Origin of the sequence: Streptomyces sp. NPDC096205, from assembly GCF_044763135.1 — a bacterium.
In the GTDB taxonomy this organism is placed as follows: domain Bacteria; phylum Actinomycetota; class Actinomycetes; order Streptomycetales; family Streptomycetaceae; genus Streptomyces.
Genome location: NZ_JBIWFS010000010.1, coordinates 41368 through 64877 on the forward strand (window position 1 = coordinate 41368; position 23510 = coordinate 64877).

At 68.2% G+C, this 23510-nt stretch carries 17 protein-coding genes and 5 pseudogenes; 9 read left to right on the top strand and 13 right to left on the bottom strand.

The features are described 5' to 3' along the window. Positions 1 to 52 precede the first annotated feature (52 nt). Together ACIQ6Y_RS32035 and ACIQ6Y_RS32040 are read left to right on the top strand one after the other, a co-directional pair. Positions 53 to 1228, top strand: a complete 1176-nt coding sequence (locus tag ACIQ6Y_RS32035) for an MAB_1171c family putative transporter (protein ID WP_404044268.1) — start codon at positions 53 to 55, stop codon at positions 1226 to 1228. A 144-nt stretch (positions 1229 to 1372) separates the two neighbouring features. Next, the gene (locus ACIQ6Y_RS32040; RefSeq protein ID WP_404044270.1) at positions 1373 to 2851 is read left to right on the top strand and encodes an FAD-dependent monooxygenase; all 1479 of its coding nucleotides are present in this window, start codon (positions 1373 to 1375) and stop codon (positions 2849 to 2851) included. A gap of 532 nt (positions 2852 to 3383) precedes the next feature. Here the strand turns inward: ACIQ6Y_RS32040 and ACIQ6Y_RS32045 are convergent. From ACIQ6Y_RS32045 to ACIQ6Y_RS32075, 7 genes and pseudogenes are all read right to left on the bottom strand, one after another. Then, the gene (locus ACIQ6Y_RS32045) at positions 3384 to 3761 is read right to left on the bottom strand and encodes a DUF6009 family protein (protein WP_404044272.1); all 378 of its coding nucleotides are present in this window, start codon (positions 3759 to 3761) and stop codon (positions 3384 to 3386) included. A 205-nt stretch (positions 3762 to 3966) separates the two neighbouring features. Beyond that, a pseudogene (locus ACIQ6Y_RS32050) lies at positions 3967 to 4977 on the bottom strand (phage/plasmid primase, P4 family); the annotation flags it as partial. A gap of 83 nt (positions 4978 to 5060) precedes the next feature. Continuing rightward, entirely contained in the window at positions 5061 to 6803 is a 1743-nt protein-coding gene (locus tag ACIQ6Y_RS32055) for an amylo-alpha-1,6-glucosidase (protein WP_404044274.1), read from the bottom strand. A gap of 72 nt (positions 6804 to 6875) precedes the next feature. Then, positions 6876 to 7700, bottom strand: a complete 825-nt coding sequence (locus ACIQ6Y_RS32060) for a carbohydrate ABC transporter permease (protein WP_404044276.1) — start codon at positions 7698 to 7700, stop codon at positions 6876 to 6878. Further along, complete coding sequence (locus tag ACIQ6Y_RS32065) at positions 7697 to 8668, bottom strand: carbohydrate ABC transporter permease (RefSeq protein ID WP_404044278.1); 972 nt, start codon at positions 8666 to 8668, stop codon at positions 7697 to 7699. Before ACIQ6Y_RS32065 ends, ACIQ6Y_RS32060 begins: the two co-directional genes overlap by 4 nt. Positions 8669 to 8688: 20 nt before the next feature. After that, on the bottom strand, positions 8689 to 9936 hold the full coding sequence (locus tag ACIQ6Y_RS32070) for an extracellular solute-binding protein (RefSeq protein WP_404044280.1): 1248 nt from the start codon (positions 9934 to 9936) through the stop codon (positions 8689 to 8691). Positions 9937 to 10069: 133 nt separating this feature from the next. Next, positions 10070 to 11116 carry a LacI family DNA-binding transcriptional regulator gene (locus ACIQ6Y_RS32075; protein WP_404044282.1) on the bottom strand — a complete coding sequence of 349 codons (1047 nt, stop codon included), beginning with the start codon at positions 11114 to 11116 and terminating at the stop codon, positions 10070 to 10072. Positions 11117 to 11587: 471 nt separating this feature from the next. Between ACIQ6Y_RS32075 and ACIQ6Y_RS32080 the strand changes: the two genes are divergently transcribed. Together ACIQ6Y_RS32080 and ACIQ6Y_RS32085 are read left to right on the top strand one after the other, a co-directional pair. Next, on the top strand, positions 11588 to 15250 hold the full coding sequence (locus tag ACIQ6Y_RS32080; protein ID WP_404044284.1) for a LamG-like jellyroll fold domain-containing protein: 3663 nt from the start codon (positions 11588 to 11590) through the stop codon (positions 15248 to 15250). Positions 15251 to 15439: 189 nt separating this feature from the next. Continuing rightward, a pseudogene (locus ACIQ6Y_RS32085) lies at positions 15440 to 15592 on the top strand (IS110 family transposase); the annotation flags it as partial. A 154-nt stretch (positions 15593 to 15746) separates the two neighbouring features. Here ACIQ6Y_RS32085 and ACIQ6Y_RS32090 read toward each other — a convergent pair. From ACIQ6Y_RS32090 to ACIQ6Y_RS32100, 3 genes and pseudogenes are all read right to left on the bottom strand, one after another. Further along, positions 15747 to 16283 carry a transposase gene (locus ACIQ6Y_RS32090; protein ID WP_404045103.1) on the bottom strand — a complete coding sequence of 179 codons (537 nt, stop codon included), beginning with the start codon at positions 16281 to 16283 and terminating at the stop codon, positions 15747 to 15749. 50 nt (positions 16284 to 16333) lie between these two features. Beyond that, positions 16334 to 16819: a winged helix-turn-helix domain-containing protein gene (locus tag ACIQ6Y_RS32095; protein WP_404044286.1), complete on the bottom strand. Its 486-nt coding sequence runs from the start codon at positions 16817 to 16819 to the stop codon at positions 16334 to 16336. An 84-nt stretch (positions 16820 to 16903) separates the two neighbouring features. Then, positions 16904 to 17744: pseudogene (locus ACIQ6Y_RS32100) on the bottom strand (IS5 family transposase). 117 nt (positions 17745 to 17861) lie between these two features. Between ACIQ6Y_RS32100 and ACIQ6Y_RS32105 the strand changes: the two are divergent. Further along, positions 17862 to 17978, top strand: a pseudogene (locus ACIQ6Y_RS32105) (hypothetical protein); the annotation flags it as partial. 61 nt (positions 17979 to 18039) lie between these two features. Further along, positions 18040 to 18195, top strand: coding sequence for a hypothetical protein (locus tag ACIQ6Y_RS32110; protein ID WP_404045145.1), 156 nt, complete (start codon positions 18040 to 18042; stop codon positions 18193 to 18195). Between the two features lie 385 nt (positions 18196 to 18580). On the opposite strand, the gene ACIQ6Y_RS32115 is transcribed toward ACIQ6Y_RS32110, so the two are convergent. The 3 genes and pseudogenes from ACIQ6Y_RS32115 to ACIQ6Y_RS32125 form a co-directional block, all read right to left on the bottom strand. After that, positions 18581 to 18985, bottom strand: a complete 405-nt coding sequence (locus ACIQ6Y_RS32115; RefSeq protein WP_404044288.1) for a hypothetical protein — start codon at positions 18983 to 18985, stop codon at positions 18581 to 18583. 28 nt (positions 18986 to 19013) lie between these two features. After that, entirely contained in the window at positions 19014 to 19436 is a 423-nt protein-coding gene (locus ACIQ6Y_RS32120) for a hypothetical protein (RefSeq protein WP_404045105.1), read from the bottom strand. Then, positions 19376 to 19849, bottom strand: a pseudogene (locus tag ACIQ6Y_RS32125) (hypothetical protein); the annotation flags it as partial. The gene ACIQ6Y_RS32120 and the pseudogene ACIQ6Y_RS32125, both read right to left, overlap by 61 nt. A 436-nt stretch (positions 19850 to 20285) precedes the next feature. Between ACIQ6Y_RS32125 and ACIQ6Y_RS32130 the strand changes: the two are divergent. The 3 genes from ACIQ6Y_RS32130 to ACIQ6Y_RS32140 all read left to right on the top strand — a co-directional run bounded on the left by ACIQ6Y_RS32130 (position 20286) and on the right by ACIQ6Y_RS32140 (position 23391). Further along, positions 20286 to 21341: a glycosyl hydrolase 53 family protein gene (locus ACIQ6Y_RS32130; RefSeq protein WP_404044290.1), complete on the top strand. Its 1056-nt coding sequence runs from the start codon at positions 20286 to 20288 to the stop codon at positions 21339 to 21341. A 73-nt stretch (positions 21342 to 21414) separates the two neighbouring features. Next, positions 21415 to 22491, top strand: coding sequence for a rhamnogalacturonan acetylesterase (locus ACIQ6Y_RS32135; RefSeq protein WP_404044292.1), 1077 nt, complete (start codon positions 21415 to 21417; stop codon positions 22489 to 22491). Positions 22492 to 22527: 36 nt separating this feature from the next. Next, positions 22528 to 23391, top strand: a complete 864-nt coding sequence (locus tag ACIQ6Y_RS32140; protein ID WP_404044294.1) for a GDSL-type esterase/lipase family protein — start codon at positions 22528 to 22530, stop codon at positions 23389 to 23391. The last annotated feature ends 119 nt before the right edge of the window (positions 23392 to 23510 follow it).

The window sequence follows — 23510 nt, forward strand, 5'->3', positions numbered from 1 at the left end:
TCCCCGCCCAACTGCGGCTCGTATGGGCTGCTACCGCTTCCGGGACTGTGTGATGAACGAGAGTGCGTACTACTACCCCGTAGCCATCACGGGGATAGCCTTCGTACTGCGGATCCCGCACCTTATCCGCGCACGCCGCGATCCGCTGGTCCGCTCCATAGCCGTCGTCATGCTCCTCGGCACAGCCGTCTTCTGGTTCGCCGCGCCGCCTTCCATCGCTGCGGTCAACAAGGCCACGGGCGTGCCCAACTTCTCAGCGCCGCTGGTGTACAGCCTGCTGAGCGCGTTCAGTGCCGCGCAGATCATCCTGATCATCAGATGGCAACAGAGGCCTGCGGAAGAGGTTCGCGCCGCAACGTGGAAGTGCGTGAGCACATACGGCTCCGTGATGGTGGCGCTGTGGCTGCTGTTCGCTGCGGGGGACGCGCCGGTCGAACGCCTGAGGGACCTGGACACCTACTACGCGAACACGCCGTACATCGGGGAGATGATCTTCCTCTACCTGGTAGCTCTCGCCGTCGCCGCTCTGGTCATGACGTCCCTGTGCTGGAAGTGGTCTCGGTCGGTCCATGGCCTCTTACGCGCTGGACTGGTCCTGCTCGTGATCGGCAACCTGCTCAATTTCGGCTTCACCGGCTGCAAACTGACAGCCGTGATCGCACGGTGGTGCGGGTTCGTCCTGGACGACTTGAGCACGTTCGGGGCGCCTCCGCTGGCCGCCTTGTCCTCGCTGGTGCAAGGCATCGGCTTCGTCCTGCCGATGACCGGCCAGCGAGCGAACCGCACATGGCAGGCCTGGGATCGCCACCGGGCACTGGGTCCCCTCTGGAGCGCCTTGCAAGGCACGCTGCCTCGTCGGCCTGTCCGGTTTCCGCTGTGGTCGGCCGCCCAGATCCGACTGCAGCGCGAGGCAGAGATCCATGACGGCTTGCTGGCGCTGGACCCGTACTTCGACGCCGGCATTCGCGTCATGGTCAGCGAGCAGGCGATGTCCGCGGGGATGCAGGCGGAGCGAGCACAGGCGCTGGGCGCAGCCGCGATGGTCAGGGCCGCTCTCGCGGCCAAGGCGGCGGACCCGGAGGGAGAGGTGGTCGCCTCGGCCGAGACCTACCAGCCGGACACCGTGGTCGGGCCCGATCTGGCCCTCGTCGCGCGAGCCTTCTCACAGCTCCAGGCTCAGGCACCGGGTGCCCCTGTATCAGGAACGTCACGCCTCAGGAAGGCGTGATTCCAGCGGTGGCCCGTACGGTTGTCCACCTCGCTGATCTTCCCGCGCCCAGCGGCCCGGGCACGCGTCTGACGCGTCCTCGCCCCTGCGCCCTCATCCGCCCCTCTCGATGTTTGTGCATTCCAGCCGAGGAGAGAAAAGATCGTGACCGAGACTACTCGCGCCGCCGGCACCGCTCGCGTACGACGTGCAGTCATCATCGGTGGTGGCCTTGCCGGGATGCTGGCAGCCGCAGCCGTACAGGACAGCGTCACCGAAACCGTCATACTGGAACGCGATGTACTCCCTGCCCGGCCGGAACGCCGCAAAGGGCTGCCCCAGGCTCAGCACGCGCACCTGCTGTGGGCCGGGGGTGCCGAAGCCATCGAGACCTTGCTGCCCGGCATGAGACGCAGCTGGCTGGAAGCAGGAGCCCGCCGCATCTCTCTGCCGACCGGCCTGGTATCGCTCACGGCACAGGGCTGGTTCCGGCGCTGGCAGGAGACTCAGTACATGATCGCCTGCAGCCGGGACCTGCTCGACTGGGCGGTCCGCATCCGCGTGCTGGCTCTGCCGGGTGTCTCCCTCCTTGAGCGCACCGAACTGCTGGAACTGACAGGGAGCGCCTCTCGCATGACCGGGGTGCGCTACAGGGACAGCACCGGGTCCGAGCAGCACCTTGAGGCCGACCTCGTCGTTGACGCCAGTGGCCGCGGCTCGCGTGCACCTGTGCTGCTCAATCGCCTGGGCATCTATGGGGTGAGGGAGAAACAGATCGACTCCGGCCTGGTCTACGCCACACGCATCTTCCGAGCACCCGCCGACTCCAGCGACTTTCCCCTGGTCAACGTGCAATCCAACGCCCGTGAGCCCCGGCCGGGCCAGTCAGCGACGATCGTGCCCATCGAGGGACACCGGTGGCTAGTCACACTTTCCGGGACCCGCGGAGGCGAGCCCTCCGGCGACCCGGAAGCGTTTGAGGACTTCGCACGTTCAGTACGCCACCCCGTTGTCGCCGAGCTCATCGCCGGCGCCGAGCCTTTGACGGATGTCGTGGTGAGCCGAAGCACCGTCAACCGCCGCCGGTACTTCGAGAGCGTCCGACACTGGCCCGACGGTTTCGTCGTGCTCGGCGACGCAGTGGCCTCGTACAACCCCGTTTACGGGCACGGTATGTCCGTTGCAGCTCAAGGCGCCGTTGCGCTGCGCCACTGCCTGCACGGATCTTCCCTTGACGCCCGCGGGCTCGCCCGCCGGGTGCAACGGGCCGTGGCCCGTCCGGTCTCGGTTGCCTGGAACCTGTCCACGGGCCAGGACATCTTCTACCCGGATGTAACCGGAGGCTCCCCCACCGTCGTGGACCGTGTGCTGGGCCGCTATGTGGACCGGCTGCAGCAAACGGCGACCGGATCGTTCCGCGTCTCCGCCGCTCTCGTCGACGTGATGACGCTTCAGGCCCCCGTCACCCGACTGGTCCGTCCGGATGTGGTTCTGGCTGCCGTGCGAGGCCCACTGCGGCCACCGCTCGACAGGCCTCCTTTGACTCATGTGGAGCGAGCCGTCGCTACACGGCACGCTCGCTCGGCGAGCGCTGGGACTGATTCCGGGAAGGGCCTCGACGACTCATCCCCGACGCCTCAGTAGGCGGCCAGGAAGCTGGACAATCCTCACAACCGCAAACCACAGAGGCCAGGGTCCGCCGGCGCTGCCTTCCTGACCTCACGGCGCGCCCGCTGAAAACGCGTAGCTAGTCGCGCTGTGGGGCGATGGCAGCGCGTTTCCGGACAGCCTTGCAACCGCACAGCCATCGAGGTTGCCTCCCCGATACGCAGTGAGGGGTCGTCCCGCTGGCCACCCCCGTGCCACCGGGGCGGCCCCATCGCGTTCACCTTGACCGGGACCAGGCGAGGGGTCTGCACCAGCAGGAGAAGTGGCGGGGTCCGTGAGCGGTTTCGGGTGAGGCTTGCACGCGCGCCACTCAGCGACCGGGGCGATGCCCGGACTCAGACAAGCGGAGGCTGGCGTGCGTGGTCTTCCTGGCACCCGTGTGGGATCTGTTCAGCCGCAGCGTCACGTCGTCTATCCAAGGCGTGGAAGAAGCGTAGAGCGGCGCACTGACAGAAGCTGACTCGTTCGGCGGGGCCACGTGGAAGCCGGGCACTACGGGCGATAGGTGCTAGGTCTGCGCTATGGCGGCTGACCTGCGCTGGGAGCGCGGTGTCTTCGCTCCGGGGTATCTGGGTGCGATGGTGCGGGGGTCGACGGCTTCGCCGGGGGCGCCTTCGCGGTAGACGCCGTCGGGGATGCTGTCGCGGTCGTGCTGCAGGAGGAAGAAGACGCGTCGCTTGTACAGGCCGCTGTCGGGGTCGGGTTCGGCCTGGTCGTCGAGGGTGACGTAGCCGACCATGCGGCCGTCGCGAGCGTAGGGGGGTTTGTTGTTACGGCGGCGGGTCTTGTCCAGGGCCTGGCGGACGTAGTCGAGGTCCTCGAGATCTTCCAGCCACACCACCTTGTCCTCGTGGATGAGGTCGCTCTCGGTCAGCAGCGAGCTCATGGCTGCAGTCCCTTCTTCGTTGGCCGGCTCCTGCGCTGTGGTGGGGCCTGGCCTGTGGTGGTGTTGCGGTCGGGTCCGAGCCGGGGCCCGGCTGGGGTGGGCGGTGTGTAGGTGGCCGGAAATGCTGCGGCCTGTGATTCATCGTAGGGCGGGCGGATGAGCGGGGGTAGGGCGTGCGGCGCTCTGCTCGTGCGGTGGGTGCTGGTCATTGCGTCTCCAGCAGGGCGATGCCGGGGTAGTACTTGCGGCCGTTGGATTTGATCATGTCGGCGGGTGAGCCCAGGTTGAGCTCCTGGCGGACCCGGTTGGCGAAGACGCGTGGGGTTGCGGCGCGGACGCCTTCGCCGGCATTGCACCAGGCGGTGTACGCGGCGTACAGCAGGCCCTGTTCCACGCGGAGGTCGGCTGCGGGGTCGTTGTCGCGGGTGCAGCATTCGCCGAGGAAGCGGCCGATGTGGTCTTCGGTGGTGGCGTAGGCGGTGGTGGCGAGACGGACGCGGTCGGGGCCTTCGAGGGGGTCGCGGGTGGCGAGGTAGCGGCGGGCGCCGTCGATGAGCCACTGCAGGATGCCGGGGCCTTCGTCGCGGACGAGTTCGTAGGCGAGGTTGTCGATGCGCCGCTCGGTGGGGACGATGCGGGTGAAGGGCACCAGGCGGATGCGGCGCTAGAACGCGAAGCCGCCGGTGGACACTTCGGGGCGATGGTTACCCAGCAGCCACAGATGGTGGGTGGGACTGAAGGAGAAGTAGTCCTGCCGCATCCGCCGGGCTTTGATCTTGTCTCCGCCGGTCAGCAGCTTGACCCGCGTCTCGTCCCATTTGTCGTTGGGTTTGAGTTCGGAGCACACGACCAGACGGCGGCCGTGGAGTTCGATCAGCTCGGTGGTGTGCTCGGTGTAGGAGCCGCGGTCCATGAGGAATCCGGGCGGGGCGGCGTCCGCGTAGTCCCCGAGGATCTGCATGACCGTATCCAGCAGGACCGATTTGCCGTTGCGGCCCTCACCATGCAGGAACGGCAGGACCTGGGCGCCGACGTCACCGGTGATGGAGTAGCCGAGCAGCAGGCACAGGAAGTCGATCATTTCCCGGCCCTCGGCGTCGTCGCCGAAGGTGTCGGCCAGAAAACGCAGCCAGCGCGGCGTGGGCATCGTGCACGGGGCGACGCTGGTGGCGCGGGAGTGGAAGTCGGTGGTGGGGTCCGGCTTGCGCAGGGAACCGGTCGGCCTTTCCGGGCCGGTCGGAGTGTTCGTTCAGCACACCTGAGAAGGCGGGGCTTGTCCTGTCCGTGGGCGAGCGGCTATCAGTGGCCGCCCCGCTGTGCGTGTGCCTCGGCAAGGAGGAGGTAACTGCTGGCGGTCCAGGTGTAGGCGCGGTCGCGAAGGCCCTTGCCGGTCAGGGCGTCGAAGTTTTCGGCGAATCCGTGGGTCTCGCACAGGGCGCGGAAGCGAGCGCTGATCTCGTCCGCCAGGGCATGGTGGCCGGCGCGCCGCAGGCCGTCCTCGATGAGGACCGTGGCGGGGGCCCAGATCGGTCCCCGCCAGTAGCCGTCGGCGAGGTAGTGCGGCGAAGTCGGCAGCTCGGTGGCCAGGCCGTAAGGGGTGAGGTGTGCCTCGATGCGTTCGGCCAGCACGCCACTGATCTCGTCCGGCAGGTGCTCGCCAAGCACGATGGGCACCAGGTCGAGGAGGCTGCGGCTGTGCCAGGTGTCGCCGCTGCCGACTCCCTGGGCGACGAACCGGTCACCGGTCCAGAGCTGGTCGAGCATCGCCTCCTGGGTCGCCCGGGCAGTCCGCGTCCACCGGCGGGCCTCGTCGGGCATGTCCAAGTGCGCCGCCAGATCAGCGAGTTCATGGAGCTGGAGAGTGAGAAATGCGGCCAGGTCGGCGGTGACGGCGACGCGTTCGGGGTCGAAGGTGGTGGCGTTGTCCCAGCCGCTGTCGTTGCCGTGCTGGTAATGGGGCAGCGCGGTGTCGGGGGCGCACCGTGCGGTGAGCCAGAAGTCCGTCCAGCGTTCCAGCCTGTGGTACGTCTCCGCCAGTTCCGCCCGGTCCGGGGGCGTGGTCAGCCGACGGCGCAGGTGGGCGAACGCCCAGCCGTGGATGGGCGGTTTGACGAAGTTGTTGAGGACCTCGGAGTGGGTGACCGAGTCCGGCAGCGCCCCGGTCTCGTCCTGGTGGTCGAACGGCAGGTGGTACTGGTCTCGGGCCAGTTCGGGGCAGCCGGGGGCCAGGGCCAGGGCGTTGAAGCAGTGGTCCCAGCTCCAGACCTTGTCCATCCAGTGCTTGGACATCAGTACGGCGGGGCGTCCGACCAGCCCTGCTGGGCGTACGGTCGCGGACCACACGACATAGGCGGCGAGCTCGGCGGCCGGGGTCGCGGACGAGCGCCAGGGAGCCACCGTGTCGGCGAAGTCCGAGAAGGAGTTCTGCGCGGCCTCGACGATCTTGTTGAAGGGCGCCGTGGAAGCGTACGGCGGTCGGGCGGTGTCGAGTTCCTCGACCGCGATCTCCCAGAGGGGCTCGGCATCCGTGCGGTCTGCCAGGGTGAGGCCGCGGTCGGCGTCGCCCAGGGCCTGGCTGCCGAACGCGTCGGCCACCGTACCGGAGAGCACGGTGACGCGGTAGCGGCGGCCGGTCTCGTACGACGTGAACACGTACGCCCCGGCGGCCGCGTCATGGAAGAAGTAGGTGCCGCTGAAGGGGGTCAGCGTCCGGGCCGCCGCGCAGACGCGCAGCGGCATCCCCGCGCCGCGCAGGCGCACGGTGTCGGGCGACTCGTAAACGAGATCGACGCGCCCGTCCGGGCCGATCCAGCTGAGCAGGCCGGGTCTCGCCTCGACGCGGGTCTCGGCGCGGTCGCCGGTCGCCGCGTCGAGCGGCACCAGGCGTAGGACGGGGTGCATGCCGTTCTGGTGCGAGACGAGGTGGAGGTCTTCGGCGTACGTCTTCTCCGCCACAACGGGCGAGATGCCGAACCAGGATCCGTACGTGCTGAACGGGATGTCGTGGACGGAGAAGGCCGGGCCGGATCGGTCGGCGGTCATGAGGTGTCACTCGTTTCTCGAGCAGGGAAGGTCGGGGAGAAGGGGATACGCCTCGGGACAGCCGGGTGGATGTCAGTCCTTGACGGCACCGGCGGTCACGCCGGCGGCGACGTAGCGCTGGGCGAGGACGAGGATGACCGCGGCCGGCAGCGAGGCAACGACGGCGGTGGCCATGATGGCGTTCCACTCCTGGTTGTTGTTGCCGATGTAGTGGTAGATGCCGAGGGTGATCGGCTCGTGGACGCCGCCGTTCGCGAGGGTGCTGGCGAAGACGAAGTCGGACCAGGACCACAGGAAGGCGAACAGGGACACCGTGACGACGGCGTTGCGGCTCATCGGCAGGACGATCGACCGGAAGGTGCGCAGGGCACCGGCGCCGTCCGTCTTCGCGGCCTGGAGCAGTTCGCCGGGGATGCCGGACATGAAGGCCGTGAAGATGAGGACCGCGAAGGGGACTGCCAGGGTGGAGTCGGCGACGATCAGGCCGGGGACGGACTGGTGCATGCCGAGCTGCAGGTAGATGGCGTAGAAGCCCATCGCCATGATGATGCCGGGGATCATCTGGGCGACCAGGAGAAGGAAGCTGAGCATGCCTCCGCCGCGTGGGCGCAGTTTGGCCAGGGCGTAGCCGGCGGGGGCAGCCAGGGCCACGGTCAGCGCGACGGTGCCCAGGCCGATGACGAGACTGGTGCCGAGGTAGGGCAACTGCTCGCCGAGAACGGTGCGGTAGCCGGCCAGGGTGCCGTGGACCGGCACCAGGTCCGGGGGGCTCTTGCGCATGTCCTGGTCGCGGGTGAAGGACACGTTGAGCATCCAGTAGACCGGGAAGAGCATGACCGCGGTCAGGAGCAGGCCGATGGCCGTCTTCCACCATGTACGGGTGCTGCTTCGGTTCATGACAGCGCCTGCTTTCGCTGGACCCGGACGTAGACGAGGCCGAAGACCAGGGCGGCGACGACGAGCAGGTTGCCGACGGCCGCTCCCGGTCCGAAGGCAGGCAACAGGCTGCCGAAGCCGAGCTGGTACGACCAAGTGGCGAAGGTGGTGGAGGAGTCCGCCGGTCCGCCCTTGGTCATGATCCAGATGATGTCGAAGACCTTGAGTGTGTACACCAGGCCCAGTAGCAGGGTGATCGCGGACACCGGGCGCAGCAGCGGGAAGGTGATGCGCCAGAAGCGCTGCCAGGCGTTCGCCCCGTCCAGGGCGGCTGCCTCGTGGAGACTCGCGGGGATGGACTGCAGGCCGCTGTAGAGCACGACCAGGTTGAACGGGACGCCGATCCAGATGTTGGCGATGATGACCGAGGCCAGCGACCAGGACGGCGAGGTCAGCCAGTTCACCGGGCCGATGCCCACGGCGTGCAGAGCGGCGTTGACGATGCCGGAGTCGCTGTTGAGCATCCACGACCAGGTGGAGGCCGACACGATCAGCGGCAGCAGCCAGGGCACCAGGAACAGGGCGCGCAGGGTGGCTGAGAGCCGGAAGTGCTGGTTGAAGAAGACCGCGAGCGCCAGGCCGATGGCGTACTGGAAGACCAGGCACACGGTGGTGAACACCACGGTGTGGACCAGCGCCGGGCCGAACGTCGGGTCGTCGAAGACCGTACGGTAGTTCTGCAGGCCCGTGAAGGGTGCGTCGCCCTGGACGAACGAGCGGACGGTGTAGTTGCGCAGGCTCAGGTCGATGTTGCGGTAGAGCGGATAGGCATAGAAGAGGACGAGGTAGAGGGTCACGGGGGCGAGGAAGGCCCAGGCGGCCCACTGTGGGGAGCCGGGGCGGCGCCGTGCCCGGGCCGACGCGGTGGGGTCCGCCCCGCTGTGGCTGGGCACGGGCCGGAGGGGCTGTACTTGGGTCGTGTGACTCATCGAAGGGCCCTGCCGTGTGGTCATTTGACGGCGGACTGGGCGGCGGCCAGCGCGTCCTTCGGGGACTTCGAGCCGCTGAGGGAGGTCTGGACGGCCTTCCACATCTGCTCGGAGATCTTGGGGTACTTGGTGCCGAGGTCGTCGCTGGTGCGTCCCTTGGCCGCCTTGACCGCGTCGACCCACGGCTTCAAGTCGGGATTCGCCGCCACCTGCTTGTCCTGGACCTCGCTGGTGGGGGCCACGTAGGACAGGGTGGTGTCGGTGTCGTACAGGTTCTGGGTGCTGGTCAGGCAGGCCGCCAGCTTCTGTGAGGTGGCATAGCGGCCGGTGTCGCCCTGGACCGGTATGGTGACGAACTCGCCGCCGATTGGGGCCGCCGCGTTGCCTCCCGCGGAAGCGGGGATGGGCAGGACGCCGTAGTCGAAGCCGGCCTTCTCGGCGTTCGCAAGCTGCCAGGTCCCGTTCTCGGCGAAGGCGTAGTCGCCGCTCGCGAACTCCTGCCAGCTAGTGGTCTGGGTGTTGTTGAGCACCGAGTTGGGCGCGTAGCCCTTGTCGAGCCAGTCCTTCCACAGGGTCAGCGCGGAGACGGCCTGGGCGGAGTCGAGTTCGGTCAGCTCGGCGCCCGCGCCCCAGAACCAGGGAAGGAACTGGAAGCTGCCCTCCTCGGTCCCGATGGCGGAGAAGGTGATGCCCTTCTTACCGGCCTTCTCGACCTTCTCCAGCGCCGCCGTCAGCGACTTCCAGTCCTTGATCGTGGAGACGTCGACCCCGGCCTCCTTCAGCACCGTCTTGTTGTAGTAGAGGGCGAGGGTGTTGGCACCGATCGGTGTGCCGTACGTCTTCCCGCCCGACTGGCCGGCCGCCAGCAGGTTGGCGTCCACCTTCGAGGTGTCCAGCTTGTTCTCGGCGGTCGTGGTGAGCACACCCGCCTCGGCCAGGGTCGAGACGACCGGGTTGTCGACGACGAGGAGGTCCGCGGAGTTGCCCTGCTGGGCCGCCAGCAGCGTCTTGTTGGTCAGGTCGCTGGTGTCGAAGCCGGTCCGCTCGACCTTCACTCCGGCCTCGGTGCCGCACTTGTCCAGCAGCTTCACCCATGCCGAGCCTTTGGCGAACTGCGGGTACGGGTCCCAGACGGTGTACGTCCCGCTGTCGGCGTCTTTGGTGTCGGTGCTGCCCGAGCCGGAGCCGCAGGCGGTGGCACTGGTGCCGACGGCCAGGACGGTCATGGCCGCGGCGGTCAGGCGGCGCTTTCTGGAGAAGCTGCTCATGGCGGTTCCTTCGTTTGGGGCATGCACGTGCCGAGGGCGCGGGTCGCTGAGGGCGGGAACGCCGAACAGCGCCGGTGGCGGTTCGAGCGTTGGGCGGGCGGGGAGGAAGGCGGGTGGGTGTCCGGTTGGGGGGTCAGGGCGCCGTGGCGGGCCGGGCGTCGGTGGGAGGTACGGCACCTGCGGGGCCGGTGCTGGCCCGCAGGGAGATCGGCGGCACGAGGAGATGGTGCCGGGGCGGTACGCCGGGATGGTCGAGCCGCTCCACCAGCAGCTCGACAGCGCGCCGGCCCATCTCCTCCGCCGGCACGTCGGCCGCGGTGAGCTGCGGTGTCACCGTCTCCGCCCACCGGCTCGCCACCACTCCGGTGACGGAGAAGTCACGCGGCACATGGCGGCCCGTGTTGGCGAGCCCCCGGTAGAGACCGCCCAGAGCGGCTTCGTTGAGCGTGACCAGAGCAGTGGTGGCCGGGTCGTCGTGCAGGATCCGCTCCACACAGATCTGGCCCGAGGCGGCGTCGTCGCCACAGCAGTACGTCCGGACCGTCAGGCCCCGCTCGGCCGCGGCCTTGGTGAAGCCGTCGAGCCCTCGGTACGCGGACTCGTACCCGGCCCGCAGGAGTTGTTCGGGGCGGTTGACGAAGGCCACCCGGCTGTGGCCGAGATCCGCCAGGTGGTGGACGCACGCCGCCGCCAGCGCGGTGTGGTCCAGGCCGACCCACCAGCCGCCCTCCGGGTCCGCGGTGCGGCCGATGGCGACGGAGGGGAAGTCCAGCGCGGCCAGGTGATCGACCCGGTCGTCCTCCAGCCTGATCTCCATCAGGATCGCGCCGTCCACCCGACGCTCCCCCAACAGCCGCTGGAACGAACGGTCGCTGTCCATGCCGCTCGGTGACAGCAGCACGTCGTAGTCGTAGGCCGCGGCGGCTTCCACGACGCTGCCGATGAAGTCCAGCTGCATCCCCGTGTAATGGTTGCCGGCCGGCGGGAAGACGAGGCCGATCGTGCTGGTCCGACCATTGGCCAGGGCACGGGCGCTCGCGTTCGGGCGGTAGCCCAGTTCGTCGATGACCTGCTGGATCTTCCGGCGTGTGTCCTCCGAGACGGGGCGCTTCCCGCTCAGTGCGTAGGACACGGTGCTTCGCGAGACACCGGCCCGTCGGGCGATCTCACCGATGTTCACGGGAACTCCCTGCTCGAAGCTCGAACCGGTTCGACGCTTCGGAGGGAAGCGCTCGTCGGCCATGCGGATATGGAGTGGAAAGCGAGATGCGCGGGTTGGCTGTCGAACCGGTTCGCGTGAAGTGACGGTAGGAACTGCCCGTCCGCGTGTCAACACCTCGGACCACACTACTGCTCCGAGGCAGGAGACTGGAAAAACCTCGCGTCGGAGGGATTGATGGTGCGGTTTCCCGGTGCTAGCTTCCCCGAACCGGTTCGATGAAGCGATCCTTCCGATGACCCGACCCGAACAGTTCCCTGAGCGCGGAGCCGCCATCCCCGCCACCTTGCAGGGTTTCTCGCCTTTGCGTGGTCGAACCGGTTCGACGTGTGCTGCTCCCCCGGCTCTCCGCGCTGGAAACACCATGTGGCCGCGCATCCGACCGAGGTGGGCCGACCGGAACTCGTTACTCAAGGATTGAGGACGCTACCCATGCCATCCGCTGACAGATCCGCCTGGCGCCGGGCCCCGGCCGCCGTGGCACTGACCCTCGGAGCGGGCCTGCTGGCCGCACCGGCCGTCCCCGCGCAGGCGGCCGAGGCGCCCCGGCCCACCGCCCACTACACCTTCGACCAGGACGACCTCGCCTCCGGCAGGATCACCGACAGCTCCGGCAACGGCCTGACGGCAAGCCTGGTGAACGCCTCCACCGCCCGGTCCGTTGAGGGCACGGGCGGCGGCAAGGCGCTCGCTCTGCCCGGCGGCGCGCCCGACTTCAAGGGCGCGTACGTCCGCCTCCCCCGCGAAATCCTCAGCGACGCCACCGACCTGACGGTCTCCGCCCGCGTGAAGTGGAACGACGACAAGTCCGCCTGGCAGCGGATCTTCGACCTGGGCACCGACAACACCAAGTACCTCTTCACCACCCCCTCCAACGGCAGCGTGCTGCGCACCGCCGTGACCGCCGACGGAGGCGGCGCGGAGGCACAGGTCAGCGGCTATGCTGCACTCCCCGCGGACGGATGGCGGACCGTCACCGTCACCCTCGACAGCTCCGCCCACCGGGTCACCACCTACCTCGACGGCGTGGCGGTCTCCTCCGCTGCGACCGACGTCAAGGCCAAGGAGCTGTTGGAGAGTTCGGCCACGACCGCCGGCTACATCGGCAAGTCCTTCTGGCCGGACCCGCTGTTCAAGGGCGCGATCGATGACTTCACCGTGTGGCACTCGGCGCTCAGCCCCGAGCAGGTGGCCGGTACGGTCACCACCGTGCCCACGCTCCAGGAGCTCTCCAAGGCGTCTTTCGAGGTCCGCACCACGGTCGGCACCGCCCCGTCCCTCCCCACCGCCGTCCGCTCCGCCTTCTCCGACGGCTATGACCGTGACACGCCGGTCACCTGGGACGCCGTACCGGCCGACAAGTACGCCCGGGCGGGGGCGTTCACCGTCGCCGGCACCGCGGCCGGACGCGCGGTAAAGGCCACCGTCACCGTGGTCCGCGAGGGGCAGCTCACCGTCGACCTCGGCTCGGACACCGGCACGTTCCACGGCGGCGCCTCCGGCACCCTCTACGGCGTGTACGGGCCGGACGTCCCCAGCAACAACCTCATCGAGGGCATGGGGCTGCGCACGGTCTCCACCAAGGCCCAGGACGGGCCGCAGCACCCCGGTGCCGACGCGCTCGAGGTCGTCAAGCCGCTGGCGGACTCCACCGATGGTGACGTGTACATCTACATGACCGACATCCACCGCGGCTTCCCGTACCAGTGGCCGGGCGACACACCCGAGGAGAAGCTCAAACTCTACAAGGAGAAGGTCGCCAAGCAGGTCGACCAGGTCCTGAAACTGCCCAAGCAGTACCAGGACAACGTCGTCTTCGTGCCGTTCAACGAGCCCGAGGGCAACATGTTCGGCACCGGCGAGTGGAGCTACAACAAGGTCAGCTGGCTCAACGACCCGGACGACTACTTCGCCGCCTGGGACGACGTCCAACAGCTCATCAAGGGCAAGATGCCCGAGGCCCGCATCGCCGGTCCCAACACCAGCGTCCTCTTCGACCAGGTGAAGGGCTTCCTCACGCACACCCTTGCCGCAGGCACCCTCCCGGACGTCATCACCTGGCACGAGCTGAGCCACCCGGAGGCGGTTCGCGACAGCGTCGCCAAGTACCGCGCCTGGGAGAAGGACCTGTTCAAGGGCACCGACCGCGAGGGCACCCGACTCCCCGTCAACATCAACGAGTATGCCTTCAACTACCACACCTCCGTCCCCGGCCAGATGATCCAGTGGGTCTCCGCGATCGAGGAGTCCAAGGTCGACGCCGACATCGCGTACTGGAACATCGACGGCAACCTCTCCGACTCCGCGGTGCAGTCCAACCGCGGCAACGGCCAGTGGTGGCTGCTGAACTCGTACGCCTCGATGAGCGGGCACACGGTGAAGGTGACCCCGCCGTTCCCGGGCGAGAACTACACCATGCAGGGCGTCGCCACGCTCGACGAGAAGAAGAAGCAGTCCCGGCTGATCTTCGGTGGCTCCACCGGCAAGGGCCACATCATCTTCGACAACGTCCCGAAGAAGCTCTTCGGCGACCGCGTGCACGCCTGGGTGAAGGAGATCGAATGGAGCGGGCAGGTGGGCGACAACTCCGGCCCGAAGCTGCTCGCGGAGCAGAACCTGAAGGTCGGTGACGACGGCAGGGTCGTCGTCGACTTCGGCGACGGGGCGCTGCCGAAGCTGAAGGAGTCCTCGTCCTACGAGATCGTCCTCAGCCCGGCCGGCAAGGCGAAGGACACCCAGTCCCCGCCTGTGCGCTGGAACGCCTCGTACGAGGCGGAGGACGCCGCCCACACCGGGGCCGGCTACTCGAAGAACGGCCCGGAGGGCTCGCCCCGCGACGTGTCGAAGTTCTACACCTCCGGCGGCTACGACGTGGGCGGCCTGCGCACCGGCTCGGACGTCACACTCGACTTCACCGTGGACGTGCCCGAGGACGGCACCTACGACCTGAGCGTCTTCGCCAACTCCCTCAACACCTTCGACAAGGTGAAGGAACAGGGCCCCACCAATGTCTTCCTGCGCGTAGACGGCAAGGCGGACAGCGAGCAGGAACTGCACCTGCCGCCGGCCTACAAGTGGGTGGTGTGGGACCACACCGACGCCACGGTCCGGCTCACCAAGGGCAAGCACACCCTGACGCTCGCCGCGAAGAGCGCCGACGGCAAGCGCGCCACCAAGGGTGACGCCATCGTCGACCGCCTCACCCTCTCTCTGTCCGAGGCATCGGCCGGCACTCAGGTCTACGAGGGCGAACTCGCCTGGCTCGGCGGCGGGGCCGCGCCCGTCTACGGTGAGGCCAAGCACGCCAAGGCCCCCGCCACCGGATCCGGCGCGGCCCGCCTCCCGAAGAACGGGACCGCCACGTTCTGGGTCTACTCGCCCGCCGACCGCGAGGCGACCCTCGAGGTCGACACCCTCGGCGCCGCCAACGCCCGGCTCACCGTCAACGGAAACGAGGTCCTGCGCGTCTCAGGGGATAAGCGCAGCGTCGCGGTCTCCCTCTCGGGCGGCATCAACAAGGTGACCCTGACCGGAGCTTCGTCCACCACCCTCGTCGACCGTCTCACGGTCACAGCCACCGACGACGCACTGCCGGCGCGTACCTACGAGGCACAGGACGCCAAGCTCGCGGGCTCGGCCACGCTCAGCCCGCTCTCCCTGGCCACCGACGGCACGGCGATCACCGGCATCGGCGGCGGGCCGGGCAACGGCAACACGGCGACCTTCGCCGTCGACGCCGACCGGGCCGGCCGGTACGCGCTGCGCATCCGCTACTCCAACCCCGAGCAGTCGGAGGCCACCCACTACAACCCGGACCCGCTCGCCCGCCACGCCGACATCATCGTCAACGGCGGCGACATGAGGCGCGTCGGATTCCCGCACAGCTTCCACCAGAACAACTTCTGGGAGCTGACCGTCCCCGTCCACCTCAAGAAGGGGCAGAACACGATCACCTTCCGGTCCGAAGAACTGCCGAACTTCGATGGCACCACCTACGCCTCGGAGACGTTCCCCGGGATGCTGCTCCGCTCCCGCTACGCGCCGCTGATCGACCGGATCACCGTCGCACCCTATGCGCGGGAGGTGCGACGGTGAGGTGACCAGCGCCGGCGGTGACGCAGCGAGCACAGGCCCCGCCGGCCGGGCGCTCGCCCTCGTCGCCCGTGCCGCCCAGTCGCCCGCGCCCGCCACGATCGGCGGGTACGGGCGACTGGCCGTCCCGGATGCCACCCGGGGCCGGCCGCGCCGAACCCGTCCCTCGGCGAAGCCTCTGGCGAGGCCGGCCCCCATTCCAGGACCTACTACGACAAGAAGATCAGCCAGGGCAAGCACCACACCCAAGCTCTCCTCTGCCGCGCAAGACGAGGAGCCGACATGCTCTTCGCGATGCTCCGCGACGGCACCTACTACGAACCCCAACCCGCCCCTTCAGCTTGACCAAACCCATAGGGGCACCCCCCGGCGCTCTTCGTCGGTGGCATCGAGCACGTCCTCGTCCATCTCCGAACACCTTCCGCACCTGTTTTCACTCCGCTTTTGAAGGTGTTGAGCAGTGGACGCCATACGCCCCCCGTACGCGATGCGTACGGTCTCAGGGCGGGGTCGGGTCTGAGTGGGTGAGTCCGGTGGCGGTGAGACAGCCGTCGATGAGATGGGGCCGGAGCTGGATTCTGCGTAACTCTCGTCGCAGCACGCGGTCGGGGTCGTCGGGTGTGTCGAAAGCGCTGTTGGCCATCGCTCTGCGTACGAGTGACCAGACGGCTTCGACGGGGTTCAGGTCCGGTGCGTAGGGCGGGAGGCGGACGGTCGTGAGCCAGTCGTGCTCGGCTTCATACCGTTTCAGTCCGGTGGCCAGATGGGTGTTGCGGTTGTCCCACACCACGACGATCGGGCCGCCGAGCTGGCGGTGCGCGCGGACCAGCAGGTCGCGATAGTCCTTCCACGAGAAACTCTTCCGGGCGCCCTTGAGCAGGAGGTGGCTGCGGGGCCGGTGAATGAGGCGGCTCGTCTGGCCTTGCTTGTACCAGCACAGGGCGGCGACCGATGTCCGGCGGCGGGACCTGCCGCGAACACGGATGACGGGCGTGTGTCCGCGCCGGCCCCAGGTGCGAGCGATCGGCGGCGTCATCGAGAACCCGGCCTCGTCCTCGAAGACGATCCAGGCGCCGGACGCCGCCGTCAGGCTTTTACCCGCGGCCACACCTCCTTCTTCCACAGCTCCACCGCGTGCTCGTCGCGCTCCAGAGCACGGCGGGCGGGCGCCTGCCAGGACCAGCCGTGTCTTTTCAGCAGTCGCCACACCGTCGCCACGGACAGGGTCACCCACAAACGGCGGCGGATCACCGTCTGGACTCGGAGGAGGATCCACCGCTGATCGTCGAAGCCGTGCGCTGCCGGGCCTCTGGCGAGTTCTTCCTCGAGTTCGGCGAACTGGGCGTCTGTGACGGTCGGGGAGTTCGCCGGGCCCGCGGAACGCAGGGCTCCCAGTCCGCCTTCGCGCCAGGCTCGGCGCCAGCGTTCCACCGACCGCACACTCACCCGCAGGTCCTTCGCGATCACTGCGGTCTTCTCACCCGCCGCGAACTGCTCGCCGGCCAGAAGCCGGATCCCCTCACGAAACGCCCGACGCTCAGCGGTCAGGCCCCCACCCTCCGGATACCTCACCTCACCGGCATACCTCAACGATCACGAACCGTCACTACCCGACGACAAGCCGAAAACCCCAGTAGAGGGCGTCTGAAAAGCCTGTCAGCGGGCTGATCTTGCAAGGCGGCGCACGAGGAGCATGGCTATGGTGAGGTAGATGGCGTTCTCCGAGCAGACGCGCAGGTACTCGTAGTCCTTCGACAGGCGGCGACACCGTCCCAGCCAGGCGAACGTCCGCTCTACCACCCAGCGTCGCGGTACCACCGAGAACAGGGGCACTGTCGGAGGAGGTGCCCCTACCTTCGCCCAGGTCGAGCGGAACCCTCCGTCGCGGCGCTGCACGACCTCCACGGTGATGCCGGCGGCGTCCCGGGCCCAGGCATGGAAGTCGGCGCCGCGGTAGCCCTGGTCTGCCCACACGTGCCGAAGGCGCGGTAAGGCATCGGCAGCCCGGGAGAACAGCACCACGGCGCTGTCGCGATCACCGACCCGGGCTCACGCAGGCCACCAGGACGGTGCCGCTGGTATCGACAAGCAGGTGGCGCTTGATGCCGCTGACCTTCTTGCCTCCGTCGTACCCGTGCAGGCCACCGCGCTCACTGGCCCTAACGCTCTGGCTGTCCACGATGGCCGCGCTGGGAAGGGGATCACGACCGAGCTGCACTCGCTCGCGTTCGCGCAGCGCCGTCAACATTCGCTCCCACACGCCCTCTTGCTGCCATCGCCGCCAGTAGTGGTAGACGGTCTGCCACGGAGGCAGATCATGCGGCAGCAGTCTCCAGGCACAGCCGGCCCGCAGCCAGTACGCCAACGCGTCGAGGATCTCCCGCCGCGCGTGTTTCGCCGGTCGCCCACCGGGCTTGACCGCTGGAACCTGCGGACAGAGGATCTCCCACTCCGGATCGGACAGATCCGTTGAGTAGCGGGTACGCAGCCCGCACACCCCGGCCCCCGAAAGTGCGTCACCGCCCCGCTACCAGGCAGCTTGCCCGCTGACAGGCTTTTCAGACGCCCTCTAGCCGCAGCCGACATCCCCAGCCCTGACAAGGCTGCCGACCCGTTGCACGCGCGTCAGCTTGAGCTGTTCGCCCAGCTCGGCACCGACACTGCTGTAGTCGCCCCCGTACGCGCACGCCGACAGGTTCTCGGCGCCCTGACCATCGGCCGCTCCGCCGACCGCGCCCCACTCACAGATGACGACCTCGCCATGGTGGAGGACCTGACCCACCGCGTCGGGCGTGGACAACGCCCGGCTGCACCGGGAGACCCAGCACATCGCCGAACGCCACGCCGCCCTCGCCCGCGAAGACCTCGACACATTCTGCGACGAACTCCTCGCTGGCATGGCCACCGACCGCGCCTTTCTCGGCGCACGAACACCCGCCCAGCCATAGCGACTCGGGTGAAACCGCAACACGGAGAGGGGCCGTCGCATCTCCACCGAGCCGCGGTGGAGGTTATGCGCACCGCGCCTCTCGAGGCTAGATGGTCCTGCCAAACGAGCCAGAAAGAGCGCAGTTAACACGCCAAGCCAGTATTCCCGGCAGCTAGGCCTGGTCCCGCCCCATGAGCCCGTAGCCCTCAATACCGACCGCTCCCCAGCAGGGGTGTAACCACTCCTGAGCCTGGGCCCGGTCCTCGGTGACCGGGCACAGCGTGAAGTAAACCGGCCCGTCGGCGAACGGCTCTGGCACGCGACCTCACCACCAGCCCCCCCTGCCCCTCATCCAGACGCTGCTGCAGCACCTCGACGCCCCACTTCCGACAGGTGCTCCGGAATCACACGACCCGCTGCGCGACGCCGGATGACATCTGGCGTGCCACCCGGCACGAGCGACCTGGCGCGCACGGAACCGGACCATCACCTTCGAGCACATCCCCCACGCCACGGACGACCGATGGGCTTTGTACGGCGGGGAAGAACTCGACCAGGCGGCATGGGCTATCAGGCTCGCCGCCGGCGTCGCCCACGAACTCCTGCTCCAGCTCGCCAGCGCTGCCGCCGACCTGCTCCACGCACCCACGCCACCCACACCCAGGCCGCTTCCGGCGCCCGCACTGCGTCTCCCCCGCGGCCGTGCCTGCCAGGTAGGCCGTGCCGGCGAGGAACCAGTCGACGCGGCCGTACGAGTCGCCCCAGGAGGAGACGGTGCCGCGGGCCGGGGCGTAGTCGACGCTCTGCATCGCCTTGCCGGTCTGCGGTTGAACATCGTCAGTACTCGGGGCCCGCCAGGACGCAGCCGCTGGAATTGCGGTGGTCGGCCAAGGAGTTGCCAATGACCGCGCCCGTGCCGTCCCGGGTGCCGTCGGCCGTCTTCATGGCGACCTCGGCCTTTCCGTCGCCGTCGTAGTCGTACACCTGGAACTGCGTGTAGTGCTGCAGAGCGGATATTGCGGCCCGGGTCGATGCGCCACAGGCGGGTGCCGTCCAGCTTGATGCCGTCGACGATGGTGTTTCTGTGTAGCCGGACTGGGAGTTGTCCTTGGCGTTGGTGGGCTGCCATTTGAGGACCAGGTCGAGCTTGCACCGTCGCCGTCGAGGTCGCCGACGGAGGCGTCGTTGGCCACGTACGTGTAGGTCACGCGGTCGGGGGTCGTACCGCCGACCGGTGGCGCGATCGGCACGTCGAGGTATCCGTTGCGGAACTGGAGCGCGTGCTCGGACGCGGGCTGCTCGGTGCCATTCACCACGGCGCACACCGTGTAGTCGGCCGAGTCGGGGGCGCCACCCTCGAAGTAGTTCGTGGAGGCGGTGGGCAGTGAGGAGTTGAGCTTGGTGGTGCCGCGGTACACGTTGAACGCCACATTGTCGGGGTCGGTGGCCGCCAGCGCCTGGACACCTGGTTGCCGCTGCTGGTGCGGGTGCTGGTCAGCCCTCGGTCGTTCGACCTGCCGCGGTCGCGGCGTGCGCCGTGCCCGGCAGGCCGGTGAGCGCGGAGAGGGCCCAGTGCGACGGCGGCCGTGACGCCGCCCATCAGTCTGGCCCTGGTTCCCGACCGGCATCGGGATCCGTGCGGTAACGGCGCGGTGGGGGACTCCAGGGTGCATCGGCCACGATGACCTCCGGTGCAGGGGGTGGGTGAACGCGGTATCGCCATGGGAGGGGTGTGGATGATGGCCGCTCACTCGAGCAGCCGTGGGATCGCTCCCATGAGTTGGGAGACTAGGAAGACCCTGATATCTCGTCAAGGTTTCTGTCGCACTTGATGTTTAGCCTTGTTCGGATTCGTGACTTTCTCGCACCTCCCGATTGACAGTCATGGACACGCCCGAGAAACTGCGTGGTGCGCTACACGGCTCGATCTGGGATCGTTCACATTCGGATGACCACCGATTTCCGACCTTGAGCACCTTCAACTGCCACGTCGCAGTCTCAACCTCGCCTCTGCTTGGGAGCGTTCACAAGTTTGTTGGTGATCACGTTCGTTTCGGACTGCCCCGCGATCCGCGGTCACGTACGGCCAACGGACAGAAGGGAACAACCATGCACCCGAACAACACCCCTCGCCCCACTCCGATCAGCCGCCGGACCCTCCTCAAGGCCACCACCGCGACCGCCGGCGCGGTCACCATGGCCGCCGCATTCGGTGAACTCACATCACCGGCCGACGCCGCCACCGGATTCGTCAAGGGCGTCGACATCAGCTGGGCGCCGCAGATGGAGGCGCACGGTTACTTCTGGAAGAACGCGAGCGGGCAGACGCAGGACCTGCTGACCATCCTCAAGGGGTACGGGATCACAGCGGTCCGGCTGCGCACGTTCGTCAACCCGTCCAGCGACCCGGCCAACGGGCACTGCGGCATCGAAGAGGTCGCCGCATTCGCCAAGCGGGTCAAGGCCGCCGGGATGTCGATCATGCTGGACTACATGTTCGGCGACACGTGGAACTCCGTCGGCGTACAGAACCCGCCTGCAGCCTGGAAGAGCATGGGCTACAGCCAGATGCTGTCCGCGATGAACGACTACGTGTTCCACACGATGAACGTCATGAAGTACAACGACGTGCTTCCCACATGGGTGCAGATCGGCAATGAGATCAACAGCGGGATCTGCCGCCCCGTCGGCAGCATCTCCAGCCCGGCGCAGATGACCGGGCTGCTCAACGCCGCATACACGCAGGTGAAGGCAGTGTCCCCGAGCTCAACCGTGTGCATCCACCTGGCCCAGCCGCAGAAGTACGACGTCATGACGACGTTCTTCAGCCGCTACGCGGCCAGCGGCGGCAAGTGGGACATGTCGGTGTTCTCCTCCTACGGAAGCGCCGACCTCGCCCCCGGAATCGTGGCGAACATGCAGAAGATCTCGGCCGCCTACGGAAAGCCGTTCCTGCAGAGCGAGTTCGGCGGCCGAGTGGACCGGGTCTCCTCCACCCAGGCGTCCCTGGTCGCCTACATCAAGGCACTGAAGGCCACGGGCGGGCAAGGACTCTTCTACTGGGAGCCGGAGGGCATGTCCCCGTTCACCGGCTACAACATGGGCGCCTGGGACTCCTCCACCAAGCGGCCCACCGCCATCATGAACGGCTTCACCCAGGCATGAGCGACCGGCCGTAACCCCGCCCCCACTCCCGCACCCTCCCCGGCCAAGGACTGGAGATCGAATTGAAATGGGCATGACATCATGTTCCTTCGGCAAGCGCACGGCCCGGCCGGGAGCGGCGGGTCTGCTGACCCTTGCGGCTCTGACCGGTGCCGGTGCGGCGCATGCCGGCACCGCGACCGCGCAGGCTCTGCCAGCCGGCTGTTCCGTTACGTCGGCGGTCACGTGTCACTACGCGGTCTCACCCGGCAACTACGACGTGACCGTCTCCGTCGGGAGCGCCACGGCGGGGCAGACCGAGATGTGGGTGGAGGCCCGGCGGCTGATGCTCCCGGCGACGAGGACGAACGCCGGAGCCACCGCCACGTACTCGTTCACCATCAACGTACGCCAGCCGGAGGGGCAGCCGACCGGCCAGGGCGGCACCGGAACCCCCGGTCTGGACATCCGGTTCGCGGGGAGCGCCCCGCAGGTCTCGGCCGTCTCGGTGAAACCCGCGAGTCAGCCGCTGGTCGCCTACCTCGCCGGGGACTCGACCGTGTGCGACCAGCCCGCCGCCCCGTACACCGGTTGGGGGCAGATGATCACGACCGCGGTGCGCCCCGGCGCAGCCATCGCCAACTACGCCGATTCCGGGGAGAGTTCGGGGAGCTTCCTGAGTAACTCGGCGCTGTTCCCAACGCTTCTGTCGAAGGTCAGGGCGAACGACCCGGTCTTCATCCAGTTCGGCCACAACGACAAACAGACCAGCGCGACCGCGTACCGGAACAACCTCACCTCCATGATCACACAGGTCCGCGCCAAGGGCGGCGTTCCCGTCCTGGTGACCCCGCCGGTCCGCCGACTGTTCGACGGCAACCGCCTCACCCCCACTGCACTGCACGTCAACGGCCTCGGCGTGGACCTCCCGGCCCAGATGCGCGCGGTCGGCGCGGCACAGGGAGTCGCGGTCATCGACCTGACGGCCCAGAGCAAGGCGCTGGTCGAGTCGCTGGGCCCGACCGCCTCCGCACAGCTCTACCTGCGCTCCTCCGTCGACGGCGTCACGGACAACACCCACTTCTCGCAGTACGGCGCGACCCGCATCGGCGACCTGGTGCTCCAGAGCATCCGGGACCAACGCCTGCCCCTGGCCTCGTACTTGCGCTGACCCCTGCCCGTAACGCCTCTCCCGGGAAGAAGACCGATGAAGAAGTTGCGGATCCTCCTCACGACCGCGTTGCTGATCGTCTTGTCGAGCCCCGGCGTTCACACCGCATCGGCAGCCGGCAGCACCGCGGCGCCCTGCCCCGGCGACTCCCCCGCCACGGCTCAGGCCGCACGGGCCGCGGCCGAACCGGTCACCGTCTGGCTGGCCGGCGACTCCACCATGGCCAACCCGAGCGCCCGCTGCCCGGTCGGCTGGGGCAGCCAGTTCGCCGCCCTGTTCAACAGCGAGGTCACCGTCAAGAACCAGGCAGTCGGCGGACGCAGCATCCAGACCTGGCTCTACGACCCGAACGTGACCAGCGCCAAGGGCGCCGATGGCGAGTGCGTCGTCAACCCGAGTACCTTCTCGGTCCGTTGGCAGGCCATGCTGAACGCGAGCACCGGCATGAAGGCGGGCGACTACCTGTTCATCCAGTTCGGCATCAACGACTCGTCCTCGACCTGCCCCCGGCACGTCGGCCGGGCCCGTTACCAGCAACTGATGACGATGATGGCGCAGGCCGCCCTGAGCCGCGGCGCACACCCGGTCGTGCTCACGCCGGTCGCGGCCATCACCTGTTCCGGCGGCACGGCGACCCAGAACCGCGGCTTCGTCCCCGAGACCCTCGCGGCCGGGGCCGCCACCGGGGCGCCGGTCATCGACCTGCAGGCACTGAGCGTCTCCCTCTACAACAGTCTGCGCTTCTGCCCGAACAACGGTGACTACGGATCGGGCCCTGTGGGCGCCTTCTTCTGCAACGACCACACGCACTTCGAAACGTACGGCGCACAGCGGATCGCGGGGCTCGTCGCCGGAGACGTACGCCGTCAGAACCTTCCGCTCGCCACCCACCTCAAGTAGCCCGGGCCGTCGCGGCGTCACACCCTGCACCGCACACATCCGGCCCGGTCATGCGCTCGTCACCAAGGAGAGGAACGCGCAATGCCCCCACCTGCCACCGCTATCCCCGTAGGAGCGAA